This is a genomic window from Rhodanobacter sp. G1, assembly GCF_055397855.1.
Map to the genome: position 1 here is coordinate 3679396 of NZ_AP039674.1, position 15682 is coordinate 3695077.

General features: G+C 71.0%; 10 protein-coding genes. 7 read left to right on the forward strand and 3 right to left on the reverse strand.

The genetic code is table 11. The features are described from left to right. The first annotated feature begins 18 nt into the window (after positions 1-18). Entirely contained in the window at positions 19-3486 is a 3468-nt protein-coding gene (locus ACZ5Z2_RS16355; protein ID WP_464759625.1) for an ankyrin repeat domain-containing protein, read from the forward strand. 318 nt (positions 3487-3804) lie between these two features. Here ACZ5Z2_RS16355 and ACZ5Z2_RS16360 read toward each other — a convergent pair whose 3' ends face one another. After that, complete coding sequence (locus ACZ5Z2_RS16360) at positions 3805-5640, reverse strand: monovalent cation:proton antiporter-2 (CPA2) family protein (protein ID WP_464759626.1); 1836 nt, start codon at positions 5638-5640, stop codon at positions 3805-3807. Positions 5641-5738: 98 nt separating this feature from the next. On the opposite strand from ACZ5Z2_RS16360, the gene ACZ5Z2_RS16365 reads away from it, so the two are divergent. Further along, complete coding sequence (locus tag ACZ5Z2_RS16365; protein ID WP_464759627.1) at positions 5739-6521, forward strand: glutaminyl-peptide cyclotransferase; 783 nt, start codon at positions 5739-5741, stop codon at positions 6519-6521. 28 nt (positions 6522-6549) lie between these two features. On the opposite strand, the gene ACZ5Z2_RS16370 is transcribed toward ACZ5Z2_RS16365, so the two are convergent. After that, complete coding sequence (locus ACZ5Z2_RS16370; protein WP_464759628.1) at positions 6550-7491, reverse strand: alpha/beta hydrolase; 942 nt, start codon at positions 7489-7491, stop codon at positions 6550-6552. 172 nt (positions 7492-7663) lie between these two features. Between ACZ5Z2_RS16370 and ACZ5Z2_RS16375 the strand changes: the two genes are divergently transcribed. Next, positions 7664-8803, forward strand: a complete 1140-nt coding sequence (locus ACZ5Z2_RS16375; RefSeq protein ID WP_464759629.1) for an acyltransferase family protein — start codon at positions 7664-7666, stop codon at positions 8801-8803. Positions 8804-8810: 7 nt separating this feature from the next. Here the strand turns inward: ACZ5Z2_RS16375 and hemB are convergent, their stop codons facing one another. Then, positions 8811-9803, reverse strand: coding sequence for a porphobilinogen synthase (gene hemB / locus ACZ5Z2_RS16380; RefSeq protein ID WP_464759630.1), 993 nt, complete (start codon positions 9801-9803; stop codon positions 8811-8813). A gap of 169 nt (positions 9804-9972) precedes the next feature. Here hemB and glk point away from each other — a divergent pair, with 169 nt between their 5' ends. The 4 genes from glk to ACZ5Z2_RS16400 all read left to right on the forward strand — a co-directional run bounded on the left by glk (position 9973) and on the right by ACZ5Z2_RS16400 (position 15445). After that, on the forward strand, positions 9973-10986 hold the full coding sequence (gene glk / locus ACZ5Z2_RS16385; RefSeq protein ID WP_464759631.1) for a glucokinase: 1014 nt from the start codon (positions 9973-9975) through the stop codon (positions 10984-10986). A gap of 14 nt (positions 10987-11000) precedes the next feature. Next, positions 11001-11684: an HAD family hydrolase gene (locus tag ACZ5Z2_RS16390; RefSeq protein ID WP_464759632.1), complete on the forward strand. Its 684-nt coding sequence runs from the start codon at positions 11001-11003 to the stop codon at positions 11682-11684. Between the two features lie 50 nt (positions 11685-11734). Then, complete coding sequence (locus ACZ5Z2_RS16395; RefSeq protein WP_464759633.1) at positions 11735-12751, forward strand: LacI family DNA-binding transcriptional regulator; 1017 nt, start codon at positions 11735-11737, stop codon at positions 12749-12751. A 192-nt stretch (positions 12752-12943) separates the two neighbouring features. Next, complete coding sequence (locus ACZ5Z2_RS16400) at positions 12944-15445, forward strand: glycoside hydrolase family 3 protein (RefSeq protein ID WP_464759634.1); 2502 nt, start codon at positions 12944-12946, stop codon at positions 15443-15445. The last annotated feature ends 237 nt before the right edge of the window (positions 15446-15682 follow it).

A 15682-nucleotide genomic window follows, 5' to 3' on the forward strand; every position in this document is an offset into this window, starting at 1 on the left:
GATTCCTATACTGTGGCGATGACTCAAACCAAATCGCGCCGACGCCCCCCGTTCCTGCAGGCACTCGCCTGGTTCGTTCCCGGACTGCTCGCCGTGGCGCTGGCCGGCCTGGTCGCCCACCCGCTGACCCTGATCCCGCTGCTGCTGGCGAACGCGCTGACGATGGCCGCGGTATGCCACGCGATCGGCTTCGAGCCCGAGCCCAGCTTCGCGCGCACCGTGCTGCGCCGGGGCGCCGCGCATCTGGTGATGCTCACCGCCTACGCGGTGGTCGTGTTCGCGCTGGTGGCGTGGCCGATGCTGTCGCTCTCGCAGTCGCACAGCCTGTCCGCCACGCTGGCGCTGGTCGCCACCCTGGTGCTGGCGCTGGCCGTGCTGTGGCGGCCGTGGCCCGCCTTCGGCCTGGTGTTCGTGTGGGACGACGCCTACCCGGCGCGCCACGACGGCTCGTGGATCTTCACCGCCACGCTGCGCAGCCTGATGTTCGGCCGCCACCTCGCGCGCGAGGAGCGCTTCTTCAGCCACTTCCTGCCCGCCGCGCTGGCCCTGCTGACGATGACCTGGTGCGCCATCGCGCTGAGCGGCCTGTACGGCATGCTGCCGTCGGAAATCCGCACCGCCGCGCTGGCGCTGTACGGCGTGCTGGTGTTGCCGCTGGGCTGCCTGATGGTCGCCAACCGCACCTTGCGCGCCTTGCTGTGCGCGCAGCACGACCGTCATCGCCAGCGCGCCGAACACGCCGCCGAGATGGCCGCCGCGCCCGTCGCGGCCGCGCCGCTCACCGAGCAGGAGCGCACCGCCGGCACGCCGGAACAGGCCGCCGCCTTGCTCGCCGCCACCCGCGACGGTGACATCGAGCGCGCGCTGGCCCTGGTCGAGGCCGGCGCCGACCCGGCGACCGCGCCGCCGCCCGGCGACCGCGACCAGCGCCCCGTGCTGATGCTCGCCGCCCTGCTGCCGGACACCCGCCTGCTGCGCGCGCTGATCGCCAAGGGCGCCGACGTCAACCGCGCCACCGGCGGCCTCACCCCGCTGCTCGCCGCCACCCGCGACAGCCTGCACGGCCGCGCCGAGGCGGTGATGACCCTGCTCGCCAACGGCGCCGACCCGCTCGCCGCCGATGCCGAAGGCCGCACCGCGCTGCACGGCGCGGTGCTGTGCGAGGAGCCGATGGTGGCGGCGATGCTGCTGGACGCCGAGGCGCCGATCAACGCGCTGGATCAGGCTGGCGCCAGCCCGCTCGCCATCGCCTGCCGCGCCGCCAACTGGTCGCTGGCGAAATTCCTGCTGGAACACGGTGCAAAACCCGCGCCGGCCAACGGCGAACCCGCGCTGGTCGCCGCCGCCGGCATCGCCGACGACGATCCCGCCGGCGTGAAGCTGCTGCTCAAGCACCGCGCCGCGGTGAACGCGGTGGACGCGCGCCATCGCAGCGCGCTGATCGCCGCCGCCGCCGAGGGCCACGAACAGATCGCCCGCGCGCTATGCGCGGCCGGCGCCGATGCCGCGCTGGCCGACCGCCACGGCAGCACCGCGCTGATGGAAGCCGCGCGCGCCGGCGCGGTGGGCATCGTGCAGCGGCTCGCCGAGATGCAGCCCGATGCGCGTGCCCGCGACAGCCACGGCCGCGACGCGCTCACCCTCGCCTGCCAGTCGCCGCGCGCCCATGCCGACACCGTGCGCGCCCTGCTCGCGCTGGGCGCCGAACCGAAGACACCCGGCAGCGACGGCCGCAGCGCGCTCGACCACGCCGCCGCCGCCGGCCGCTGGGATCTGGTCGCCCTGCTCGACCCGGAAACCCCGCTGCCCGCCAACCTCGGCCAGGCCGCGCTGTCCAGCGGCGCCGACACGCCGTCGCACCTGCTCGACGCGCTGCGCTTCGGCCACTGGGCCATCGTCTCCGGCTTCGCCGCGCGCGTGCGCGACTGGCCGCAGGCGCAGCTCGCCCAGCTCTATCTCGACCTGGCCCAGCCCGGCCTGAGCCAGGCACGACGCTGGCTGCTGGATCACGGCCTGGACGCCGAGGCACGCCTCGCCGCACAGCAGCCCGACGACGAACACGGCGACGAAGCCGACGAGGGCGAACGCGCCGCGCTGCCGCCGCTGGGACGCCGCCTGTTCGACGCCCTGCTGCTGCAGCTCCCAGCCTCCACCGAGGCCATCGACGACCTGCTGCAGGCCGGCGCCACGCCGGCCGGTGCCGGCCTGCTCGCGCAGGCGCTGCAGCGCCTCGGCGGCTCCGCGCAGGGCGCGGCGCTGCCGCTGGCGCTGCTGGAACGCGGCGCCGATCCGTTCGGCCCCGACGCGCGCGAGCGCACGCCGCTGCACCTCGCCGCGACGAACGGCCAGGTCGCGCTGCTGCATGCCCTGCTCGCGCGCGGCTGCAACCCGAATGCCCGCGACCGCGACGGCCGCACGCCGCTGTTCGCCGCGCTGGAACACGGCGAGGCGGCACTGCCGCTGGTGCGTGCGCTGATCGCCCACGGCGCCGACGCCGAGACCACCGACGCCAACGGCGAGACGCCGCTGGGCCTGGCGCTGGAGCATCCGGCGATCGAGCGCTGGCTGGACTGGGGCGGCTGGCCGCGCCCGCGCCGCCCGCTGCGCGCCGGCGACCTGCCTGCGGCGGCGCAGGCCGGCGCGCTGGTCGCGGTGCAGCGCCTGCTGGAACTCGGCTTCGCCGTCGACACCGTCGACGCGCACGGCGCCAGCGCCCTGCTGCACGCCTGCGGCGCGGGCCATCGCGAGATCGCCGCCTGCCTGCTCGACGCCGGCGCCGATGCCGCGCTGGCCGCCGCCAACGGCATCACTCCGCTGGCCGCCGCCGTGGCCGGCGGCCGCGAAAGCACGGTGGCGCTGCTGCTGGAACACCGAGCCGAGGTCGACCAGCGCCTGCCGAACCGGAGCACCGCGCTGATGGTGGCCGCCGCGATGGGCCGCCCCGAACTGGTCGAGGCGCTGCTCGCCGCCGGCGCCGAGGTCGATGCGGTGGACGCGCACGGCCACAGCGCGCTGCACGCCGCCGCGCAATTCGGCTTCGAGCACAACGACAGCCTGCGCGCGCGCCGCCTGCTCGACGCGCTGCTCCGGCACGGCGCCGCCGTCGACCGCGCCGACGGCGAAGGCAAGACCGCGCTGCTGCTGCTGCTCGGCGCCTCGCAGCGCCCCGGCAGCGACTGCGACGCCACCCACCTCGGCGCCCTGGTGCCGGTGCTGCTGGAAGCCGGCGCCAACGTGGCGCATGCCGACCAGCGCGGCGTCACCGCGCTGCACGCCTGCGCCATGCACGCCCTGCTCGCGCCCGCGCGTGTGCTGCTCTCGCGCGGCGCCGACCGCGCCGCCGCCGACGCCTTCGGCCGCACCGCCGCCGACGTGGCGCGCCAGCTCGGCTACGTGGACATCGCGCACGAACTGGCCGTGCGCAGCAGCGCCGTCATTCCCAGCGTGCGGCAGACCCTGCGGCAACCGGCGCAGCCGGCGGAGTGAAACCGGCAGTTCGTTGCATGGCGCGTCATCCCGGCCGGCGCCCACTGCCGTTCGGAATGATCTGGGTACAGCGCCGGAGGGTGAAGGCCCGCGCCGCTTGCACAAAGCATTGCGAGAAGGCGACTTCATTCCGGTAACAGCGACCTGCCCTGCTTGTCATTCCGGCGCAGGCCGGAATCCAGTCGCCGTGCGGCCTGAACAAGCGTGATCGCTACTGGATTCCGGCCTGCGCCGGAATGACGAGCAAAAGTGCGGCCACGAATGTTCAAAATCATTCCGGAGAGCAGTGGGCCTGCGCCGGAACGACGAGCCAAAAGCTCACTTCTCCTCGGCCAGCGGCTTGTCCGCGTCGCGCTCGCGCGCCTCGCGCGCCTGCGGCTCGTTGTCGGCCTCGAACAGCTTTTCGAGCTCGGCCAGCGCTTCCTTGGTGGTCTGCACCAACTTGGCCTCGTCGTCGTAGACCAGGTACTGCGCCTTGATCAGCTCGGCGTCCTGGCGGCGGAAACGCTCGACGCGATCCGCCGCGCGCTCGGGCGTCAGGCCCAGCGCGATCAGCGCCTGCTTGCTCATCTTGAGGCTGGAATACAGCGTCTCGCGCACCGGCTCGTCGATGCCCAGATCCATCAGCCGCCACACGTGCTGGCGGTTGCGCGCGCGCGCCACGATCTTGAGGTGCGGGTACATGCGCCGCACCACGCGCGCCACGTGCAGGCTGGATTCGGGATCGTCGCTGGCCAGCACGAACACCTCGGCCTTGTCCGCCTGCGCCGCGCGCAGCAGCTCGGGGCGCGCAGGGTCGCCGTAGAAGATGTCGTTCCAGCCGCCGAAGCGGCGCACCAGATCCATCTGCTCGACCGAGTGGTCGAGCGCCACGAACGGGATGCCCTCCGCGCGCAGGATGCGCGCCACGATCTGCCCCATGCGGCCGTAGCCGGCCAGGATCACCCGCGGCGAGTGCGCCACGATGGTGTCGAAGTCGCGCGCCGGCTTGCGCACCTTGCGCGCGCCCAGCAGCTTCGCCAGCGCCGCCACCAGCAGCGGCGTCAGCGCCATCGACAGGGTGATCGCCAGCACCAGCAGGTTGTGCTGGCGCGCGCTGATCAGCGCCTTCTCGTCGGCCAGCTTGAGCACCACGAAGGCGAACTCGCCGCCGCAAGCCAGCAGCACCGCGAGGCGCAGCGCGTCGCCGCGTTCCAACGCGCCCACGATGCGCCCCAGCGGCCACAGCAGTGCGCCCTTCAGCAACAGCAGCGCGGCCACCAGCCCCAGCACCACCCAGGGCTCGCGCAGCAACAGCGAGACGTCCATCGCCATGCCCACGCTGATGAAGAACAGGCCGAGCAGCAGGCCCTTGAACGGCTCGATGTTGGATTCCAGCTCGTGGCGGTATTCCGAATCGGCCAGCAGCACGCCGGCAAGGAAGGCGCCCAGCGTCACCGACAGGCCGGTGGCCTCCATCAGCCACGACACGCCCATCACCACCAGCAGCGCGGTGGCGGTGGACACCTCCACCGCATCGGCCTTCGCCACGAAGCGAAACACCGGCCGCAGCAGGTAGCGGCCGCCCACCACCACCGCCACGATCACGCCCACCGCGCGCAGCGCGCCGGGCAGGTCGAAGCCGTGGCTGCCGGTGCTGGCGAGGAACGGCACCGCCGCGATCAGCGGGATCGCCGCGAGATCCTGGAACAGCAGGATCGCGAACGCCTGCCGCCCGTAGGCGGTGCCGGTTTCCTTGCGCTCGCCGAGGATCTGCAGGCCGAACGCGGTGGACGACAGCGCCAGGCTGCCGCCCACGATCGCCGCCGCGCCCGGCGTGAAGCCCAGCAGCCACCACGCGATCGCGCCGATCACCGCGCTGGTGCCCAGCACCTGCAGCAGGCCGGTGCCGAACACCGAGCGGCGCATCACCCACAGGCGCTGCGGCGACAGCTCCAGGCCGATCACGAACAGCATCAGCACCACGCCGAATTCGGAGATCGCCGCGATGCCGCCGTTGTCGGCCACCAGCCGCAGCGCCTGCGGCCCGATGGCGACGCCGGCCAGCAGGTAGCCCAGCACCGCGCCAAGCCTGAAGCGCTTGGTCAACGGCACCGCGATCACCGTGGCCAGCAGGAACACCACGGCCACCTGCAGGAAATGATGGCTGTCCACGCGCGCTCCGATCCGTTTGCGAGGCCCGATTATTCCACGCGGCCGCGTTCACCGGCGGTGCTGCCACGCGGGGCGGCGGCATGGGATGATCCCCCACCATGAAAACCCTAGCCGCCATCGCCGTGCTTGCCGCCGCCCTCGTCGCCCCGCTGCACGCGCAGGACTCCATCCCCGTCTACGGCTACCGCGTGGTGCACAGCTATCCGCACGACACCAAGGCCTATACCGAAGGGCTGCTCTATCTGGACGGCCATCTGTACGAGAGCACCGGCGAGATCGGCAGCTCCACCGTGCGCAAGGTGGAGCTGCAGACCGGCAAGGTGCTGCAGTCCGCGCCCACGCCGTGGCCGGATTACGGCGAAGGCATCGCGGCGTGGAAGGACAAGCTGATCCAGCTCAGCTGGCAGAACCACGAAGGCTTCGTCTACGACCTCGCCACGCTGAAGCCGCAGGCGCGCTTCCCCTATCCCGGCGAAGGCTGGGCGCTCACGACGGACGGCAAGCGGCTCTACATGAGCGACGGCACGCCGACCCTCCGCATCCTCGATCCGGACACGCTCAAGCAGGTCGGCCAGATCGACGTGACCGCCGACGGCAAGCCGCTCGCCAACCTCAACGAACTGGAATGGGTGAAGGGACAGATCTACGCCAACGTGTGGCTTACCACGCGCATCGCGCGCATCGACCCGGCCAACGGCAAGGTGGTGGGCTGGATCGACCTCGCCGGCCTGGTGCCGCCGGCCGATACGCTGGCCGACCCCGTCAACGACGTGCTCAACGGCATCGCCTACGATGCGCAGCACGACCGCCTGTTCGTCACCGGCAAGTGCTGGCCGAAGCTGTACGAGATCAAGCTGGTGCCGCCGAAGCGCGGGCACTGACTGCAGCGCCCTGCGGGTTCGCCAGGCCTCAGCGAGGCAGCACGCCGATCGTCCGCATCCACGCATCCGCCAGATCGGTCCAGCGGGTGATCGGCAGGTCGGTGCGCCGCACGCCGAAGGCATGGCCGCCCTGCGCGTACAGGTGCATCTCGGTGGGGACGTCGGCCTTCTTCAGCGCGGTGAAATAGACCAATGCCTGCTGCACGCCATCCACGTCGTCGTCCTCGGCCTGCACGATGAAGGTGGGCGGCGTGGCGTGGGTGACGGGCACGTCGGGATTCAGCTTGCCGTTCTCCAGCGCGAGATGCCCCGGATAGATCGCCATGGCGAAATCCGGGCGTGCGCTTTCCTGGTCGGCCGCGTCCACCGGCTTGTACAGGCGCTTGTCGAAGTGCGTGCTGATTTCCGCCACCAGGAAGCCGCCGGCGGAGAAGCCGACCACGCCGACCTTGTGCGGGTCGATGTTCCATTCCTTGGCGTGCAGGCGCACCAGGCCCATCGTGCGCTGCGCGTCCTCCAGCGCCATCGTCGGCACTTCGTAGTCGTCGGGCCGGCACTTGCAGTGCCAGTCGTAGGGCGCACCCGGCACGCGGTATTTCAACAGCACGCAGGTGATGCCGCGCGAGGTCAGCCAGTCGCAGATCTCGGTGCCTTCCAGATCCATGGCCAGCACCTCGAAGCCGCCGCCGGGGAACACCACCACCGCGGCACCGGTGTTCTTCCCTTGCGGTGCATAGACCGTCAGCGTGGGCCGCGACACGTTGGCCACTTCCAGCCATGGTCTGCCGGCGATCAGGTGCTCCTTCCGCGGCGCCGAATACTCCGGCCCCGGCATCGCCTTCATGTCGGGCGGCGTGCCGGGCCACAGCGGCATCTGCACGTGGCCGGCGGAAGGCTGCCAGACCGTTTCCGCAGCATGCACGCCCGCACAGGCGAGCAGCAGCGCGAAGAACGCGAACCAGATTTTCATGATGCCCCTTTGCCCCGGCACCCGGCCAAGGCAGTTCGATGGATGACGATTCGCCATGCTGCGCCGCGCATCGGTTCGACCAGGGCCGCAACGATGGTTTTTTGCGGGCACGCCGCCCCGCAGGAACTTGTAGCATCGGGGGCTCGCACCCTCACCGACGCACGCACACCCCATGGCAAAAGACTCCGCCGCGCTGCCGGCAGGCAAGGATCATTACCTCATCCTCGACGGGCTGCGCGGCGTCGCCTCGCTGATGGTGGTGCTGTTCCACCTCTGCGAGGCGTACAAGCCGGAGCATCCGCTGACCCAGCCGATCAACCACGGCTACCTGGCCGTGGATTTCTTCTTCCTGCTGTCGGGCTTCGTGATCGCCTATGCCTACGACGACCGCTGGCAGGCGCTGGGTACGTGGGATTTCTTCAAGCGCCGCCTGATCCGCCTGCAGCCCATGGTCGTCATGGGCATGGTGATCGGCGCGCTGCTGTTCTATTTCCAGGCGGGCGCGACGTTTCCGGCGATCGCCGCCACGCCGGCGTGGAAGCTGCTGCTGGTGATGCTGGTGGGCTGCACCCTGCTGCCGCTGCCCCCGTCGATGGACATCCGCGGCTGGGGCGAGATGCACCCGCTCGACGGCCCGGCGTGGTCGCTGTTCTTCGAGTACATCGCCAACATCCTGTACGCCATCGGCCTGCGCAAGTTGTCGAACCGCTGGCTGGGCGTACTGGTGGCGCTGGCCGCCGCCTTCCTCGTGCAGCTCGCCGTGTTCGGCAAGCGCGGCGACGTGATCGGCGGCTGGGCCATCAACCCGGAGCAACTGCATATCGGCTTCGCCCGCCTGCTGTTCCCCTTCCTCGCCGGCATGCTGCTGATGCGCCTGGGCAAGCGCATCCGCATCAAACATGCCTTCGCGGCATGCAGCCTGCTGCTGGTCGTGGCGCTGGCGCTACCCCGCTTCGGCGGCGCCGATCGCCTGTGGCTGAACGGCGTGTACGAGTCGCTGTGCGTGATCGCGGTGTTCCCGCTGATCGTGGCCATCGGCGCCGGCGCAACGCAGGTCGACGGCATCTCCACCCGCATCGCCGGATTCTTCGGCGAGCTCTCCTACCCGCTCTATATCACGCACTACGGACTGATCTACGGCTACACCGCGTGGGTGGCCGCGCACCCTTCGTTGCCCTTCGCCACCCAGTGCGCGGCGGGGGCGGCGGTGTTCGTGGCGAGCATCGCCATCGCATACGCGTGCCTGAAACTCTACGACCTGCCGGTGCGGAAGTGGTTGGCGGGGAAATTCCTGAAGCGCGCAGCCGGATGATACCGGCTCACTCACCGCGCAGCCACCTCGCCGCATCCACCGCGAAGTAGGTGAGGATGGCATCGGCGCCGGCACGCTTGAACGCGGTGAGCGTCTCCAGCACCACGGCCTTCTCGTCCAGCCAGCCGTTCTGCGCGGCGGCCTTGAGCATCGCGTACTCGCCCGACACCTGGTACACGAAGGTGGGCATGCCGAAGGCGTCCTTCACCCGGCGCAGCACGTCAAGGTAGGGCAGGCCGGGCTTCACCATCACCATGTCGGCACCCTCGGCGATGTCCAGCTCGACTTCACGCAGCGCCTCGTCGCTGTTGGCGACGTCCATCTGGTAGGTGTGCTTGTTGCCCTTGCCGAGGTTGGCGGACGAACCCACCGCGTCGCGGAACGGGCCGTAGAAGCTCGACGCGTACTTCGCCGAGTAGGCGAGGATGCGGGTGTGGATGTGGCCGGCTTCCTCCAGCGCGTCGCGGATCGCGCCGACGCGGCCGTCCATCATGTCCGATGGCGCCACCACGTCCATGCCGGCGTCGGCCTGCGCCAGCGCCATCTTCACCAGTGCCTCGACGGTGGGCTCGTTCATCACGTAGCCGGACTCGTCGATCAGGCCGTCCTGGCCGTGCGTGGTGTAGGGGTCGAGCGCCACGTCGCCGATCAGGCCGAGCTCGGGGTACTTCGCCTTCAGCGCGCGGGTGACGCGGTGCATGAGGTTGCCGGGGTTCCACGCTTCGCGCGCGTCCTCGCTCTTCACGTCCTGGCACGGCGAGGGGAACAGCGCGAGCGCCGGGATGCCGAGCCGCACGCATTCGCCGGCCAGCTTCAGCAACTCGTCGACGGAGAGGCGATCCACGCCGGGCATCGAAGGCACCGGCTCGCGCTTCGCTTCGCCCTCGATCACGAAGGCGACCATGACGAGGTCGCTGGGCAGCAAGGTGTGCTCGCGCATCAGCGCGCGGGAAAAGGCGTCGCGGCGCATGCGGCGGGGGCGGATGGCGGGGAAGCTCATGGTGGAATCTCATAAGGGCAGCCGCGCGATTTTAGCGCCGCATCGCCCACTGCAAGCCCGAAACGCGCGCTTTGCCGCACGCGGCGGGAAAACATACGTGCGCAGATAGTGGACGCGCACCCGCGCGGCGTTGCACCCTAGGCGTTTTCGCGACTGCCGGGCGATACCGATGTCCCACGGAACCACCGCCACCCTGCTGGCCGATCTGGGCGGCACAAATGTGCGTTTTGCGCTGGCCGGCGACAGCGTCGACATGCCGCTGCGCATGGACAGCATCCGGCGTTACCGGGTGAAGGATTTCGGATCGCTGGCCGACGCCGCGCGGCAGTACTTCAGCGACACCGGCGACAGCGCCGGCCGCGCGGTGATCGCCGCAGCTGGCCGCATCGCCGACGGCGAGACGGTGAAGGTCACCAACAATCCGTGGGCGATTTCCGCGCCTGCCCTGCAGGCCAAGCTGGAGATGGACGGCGTGCGGCTGGTGAACGATTTCGCCGCGCAGGCCATGGCCGTGCCGCTGCTGAAGGCGGACGCGCTGGCGCCGGTGGGCAAGCTGGGCCCGGCCACGCTGGACAGCGCGCAGCCGCAGACCTTCGTGGTGATGGGCCCCGGCACCGGTCTGGGTGTGGCGGGCCTGCTGTGGCGCGAGGGCCAGTGGGTGGTGCTGGAGACCGAGGGCGGCCACGCCGGCTTCGCCGCGCACACCACCGAGGACGTGGAGATCCTGCACCGGCTCAACGCGCGCTTCGGCCGCGTCTCCAACGAGCGCATGATCTGCGGCAACGGCCTGGTGAACCTCTACCTCGCGCTGGCCGACATCGCCGGCGAGCCGGCCGAGGACTACACGCCCGAGGACATCACCGCGCGCGCCGAGGCCGGCAGCGACCCGCTGTGCGTGCGCACGCTGGAGACACTGGCCGGCATCTTCGGCAGCGTGGCCGGCGACCTGGTGCTGAGCCTCGGCGGCTGGGAGGGCGTCTACCTCACCGGCGGCGTGCTGCCCTTCCTGCTGCCGTGGCTGCACCGCGGCGGTTTCCGCGAGCGCTTCGAGGCCAAGGGCCGTTTCCGCGAGACGATGGAGCGCGTGCCCACGTCGGCGATCACCCATCCCGAACCCGGCCTGCTCGGCGCGGCGGCGATCGCGCTGCGCGCCGCCGGGCTGCAACTGCATCCGCAGCACTGACCGACGGACTCGCCATGCCACTCGCCCGAACCGCCTTCCTGTTCGACCTCGACGGCACCCTCGTCGACAGCGTCTACCAGCACGTGCTGGCGTGGAAGGAGGCGCTGGACAGCGAGGGCATCGACCTCTCCGTGTGGCGCATCCACCGCCGCATCGGCATGAGCGGCGGCCTGTTCACCCGCGTGCTGCTGCGCGAGACCGGGCTGGAGATCGCCGAGGAACGCCGCCAGCGGCTCTACGACGCGCATGCCGAGGCGTTCAACCGGCTGCACGCGCAGGGCGCGGTGAAACCGTTGCCCGGCGCGCGCGAACTGCTGGCCTACCTCACCGCGCAGGATATTCCCTGGGCCATCGCCACCAGCGGCCAGTTGCGCACGGCCATCCACAACCTGCACGCGCTGGGTGTCGATCCGGCCAAGGTGCCGGTGGTGACGCGCGACCAGGTGCGCCACGCCAAGCCCGATCCCGACCTGTTCCTCGCCGCCGCCGAGCGGCTGGGCGTGGACATCCACCACGCCATCGTGGTCGGCGACAGCGTGTGGGACATGCTCGCCGCGCAGCGCGCCCGCGCGCTGGCCGTGGGCCTGCTCAGCGGCGGCTACGGCGAGGACGAACTCGCACGCGCGGGCGCGCTGCGCGTGTACGAGGATCCCGCCGACATGCTGAAGCGCATTGACGAGGTGGCGGCGCGGGGCTGACTATCCGGCCATCGCGCGTTGCGAGGCAGCGACAGGAGAACCGGATCACCATGCGAGTGCGGCTGGAAGACGTGGCGCGCGCCACGGGCGTTTCGCAGAAGACGGTTTCGCGCGTGCTGAACGAGGAGCCATCGGTCAAGGACGCCACGCGCCAGAAGGTGCTGGCCGCGATGGAAGCGATGAACTACCGCCCCAGCCCCGCCGCGCGCGGACTGGCCGGCAGCCGCTCGTTCCTGGTCGCGATGCTGTACGACAACAACGACAACCCCGCATCGACCTACCTCGCCGAGATCCAGGACGGCGTGCTCGACGCCTGCGAGGCGCACCGCTACAGCATGATGGTCTGCCCGCTGCGCGTGCGCGGGCAGGACTTCGTCCGCCGCATCGACGCGCTGGTGAACGACCACCACATCGACGGCGTGGTGCTGACGCCGCCGCTCACCGACAACCGCAAGCTGCTGGCGCGGCTGCAGGAGCACGGCGTGGCGCACGCCTGCATCTCGCCGGTGCGCCGCAAGGGCGTGGTCGGCGTCGGCATGGACGAGCAGCAGGCGGCCAGCGACCTGGTGGCCCACCTGATCGCGCAGGGCCATCGCCGCATCGCGCACGTGCTGGGCATCGCCGACCACGGCGCCAGCCGCTGGCGCCTCGCCGGGTACGAGGCGGCGCTGGCCGACGCCGGCCTGGCCCGCGACCCGAAATACGTCGTGCAAGGCGGCTTCACCTTCGGCTCCGGCGTGGTCGCGGCGCGCCAGCTGTTCGCGCTGAAGCGCCGGCCCACCGCGATCTTCGCGGCCAACGACGACATGGCCGCCGGCGTGATGTGGGCCGCCAACGAGATCGGCCTCAAGGTGCCGCGCGACCTCTCCGTGTGCGGTTTCGACGACACGCCGCTGGCGACCCAGCTGTGGCCCTCCCTGACCACCGTGCGCCAGCCCAGCCGCGAGATGGGCCGGCTCGCCGCGCAGCAGTTGCTGGAACAACTGCGCGGGCGCGGCACCGGGCGGCTGGTGCAGATCCCCTACGAGCTGCAGCTGCGCGAATCGACCGCCGCCGCGCCGGGCTGATCGCGCGGCGCACGCGTCGCTCACTTCCGCCGCACACCGCCGCACCGGCAACCCCGTCCACACCCGCCCGCGAACCGGAATGCCCAGGCACGACGGCCCACGCTGTTTTTCGTCCCATTTGACAGCGCTGTCATTTTTGCCGGACAGTACCACCTCGCCAGCGGCCCCATGGCCGCACAGAGGAGTGCGCGCATGCCCGTCCGACACCTGCCATCGACCCGAATCCTGCTCGCCGCGCTGCTCGCCTGCGCGCCCATCGGCATCGCGCTGGGCGGCAACGCCGCGACCGTGCATCCGGCGCTGTGGCCGAAAGCGCACTGGCCGCTGCCGCCGGATGCCGCGCTCGAACGGCGCGTGCAGGCGCTGATGGCGAAGATGTCGGTGCGGGACAAGGTGGGCCAGCTGATCCAGGCCGACATCGCCAGCATCACGCCGGAGCAGATGCGCGAATACCACCTCGGCTCCATCCTCGCCGGCGGCAACTCCAAGCCGGGCGGTGGACGCTTCGCCACCGTGGCGCAGTGGAAGGCGCTGGCCGACGCGTTCTACCGCGCGTCGATGGATACCGCGGGCGGCCACGCGGCGATCCCGCCGCTGCTCGGCATCGACGCCGTGCACGGCGACAACGGCACCATCGGCGCCACGCTGTTCCCGCAGAACTCGGCGCTGGGCAACGCGCACGATCCCGAGTTGGTGCGCGCCATCGGCGCCGCCACCGCGGCCGAGGTGCGCGCCACCGGCTTCAACTGGAGCTTCGCGCCCACGCTGGCGGTGCCGCAGGATCTGCGCTGGGGCCGTGCCTACGAAGGCTACTCGCAGGATCCGCGCGTGGTGGCCAGCTACGCCGCCGCCGTGGTGGAAGGCCTGCAGGGCACGCCAGGCACGCGCGACTTCCTCGACGACGCGCACGCCATCGCCAGCGCCAAGCACTTCCTCGCCGACGGCGGCACCAGGAACGGCAAGGATCAGGGCGACGCCGAGATCGACGAGCACACGCTGATCGCCGTGCATGCCGCCGGCTACCCGCCCGCGATCGACGCCGGCGTGCAGACCATCATGGCCTCGTTCTCCAGCTGGAACGGCGTGAAGATGCTGGGCAACAAGGGCCTGCTCACCGACGTGCTGAAGCGGCGCATGGATTTCCAGGGCTTCGTCGTCGGTGACTGGAACGCGCACGGCCAAGTTCCCGGCTGCAGCAACGAGGATTGCCCCGCCGCGTTCAACAACGGCGCCGACATGCTGATGGCGCCGGACAGCTGGCTGGGCCTGTACAAGCACACGCTGGCCGAGGTGAAGTCCGGCGCGATCCCGATGGCGCGCGTGGACGACGCGGTGGCGCGCATCCTGCGCGTGAAGTTCCGCCTGGGCCTGTTCAGCGCGGGCGCGCCGTCCACGCAGCCGCTGGCGCGCGATTCCGACCGCATCGTCGGCAGCGCGGCGCATCGCGCGCTGGCGCGCCGCGCGGTGCGCGAGTCGCTGGTGCTGCTGAAGAACGACGGCGACCTGCTGCCGCTCGACCCGCGCAAGCACATCCTGGTCGCCGGCGAAGGCGCCGACGACATCTCGCAGCAGAGCGGCGGCTGGACGCTGACCTGGCAGGGCACCGGCCTCGCCAACGCCGACTTCCCCGGCGCGCAGTCCATCGGCGCCGGCATCGCCGAACAGGCGAAGGCAGCCGGCGGCACGGCGGAGATCGCGCCGGACGGCCGCTACGCACGCAAGCCCGACGTGGCCGTGGTGGTGTTCGGCGAGACGCCCTACGCCGAGTTCCAGGGCGACATCGCCAACCTGCAGTTCCACCCCGGCGACGACCACGACCTCGAGCTGATCCGCCGCCTGCGCGCGCAGGGCATCCCGGTGGTGGCCGTGTACCTCGGCGGCCGGCCGTTGTGGCTGAATCGCGAGATCAATGCCGCCAACGCCTTCGTCGCCGCGTGGCTGCCGGGCAGCGAAGGCGGCGGCGTGGCCGACGTGCTGCTGCGCAAGGCGGACGGCAGCATCGACCACGACTTCCACGGCACGCTGGCCTTCGCGTGGCCCGGCAGCGCGGTGGCCGGCGGCAAGCCGCAGTTCCCGCTGGGCTACGGCCTCACCTATGCCGACCACATGACCTTGCCGAAGCTGCCGGAACAGTCCGGCGTGAGCGGCGACGAAGTGCAGGTGGACGATTACCTGGAGAAGGGCAAGGCCACCCACGGCTACGCACTTGCGCTCACCGGCGCGGACGGCAAGGCGGTCGAGCCCGTCGCCACGCCGGCCGCCAGCGCCGACGGCAGCCTGCGCATGACGGCGCTGGACTACAAGGCGCAGGAAGACGCGCGCCGGCTGGCCTGGACGGGCGATGCGGCATCGTTCTCGCTCGCCGCGGCCAGCCCGCTCGACCTCAGCCGCCAGACCAACGGCGACGTGATGCTGGTCGCCACACTGCGCCTCGACGCCGTCGGCGCGCAGCCGGCATGGATAGGCATGCGCTGCGGCCACGATTGCCGCGGCCGCGTCGCGCTGGACGGCACGGCCGCACCGGCCGGCTGGCAGCGCGTGGGCATCCCGCTGAAGTGCCTGCGCGATGCCGGCGCCAACATGCGCCACATCGTCGATCCCTTCGTGATCGAGGCCGGCAAGGGCACGCGGCTGGCGATCTCGCGCGTGGCGCTGGGCACCAATGCCGATCGCGTGATCGAGTGCGCGAAGTAGCGGCGCCATGCGGAAGGCCGTCCGCCCTTCGCATATGAAAGCAGGGAATCAGCTGATGCCAATTGGCCATTTTCCTGTTTCGCATCGCAACATGATTTGCCCGAAGAACAGCGCTAACATCAAATTGACAGCGCTGTCACTTTCAAGAAAGACAGCGCTGTCATTCGGGGATGAAACAACCAACCGCCGCGGCCCCGCCGACGGCACACACGCCAGCCAAGAACAGACAGAGGGGTT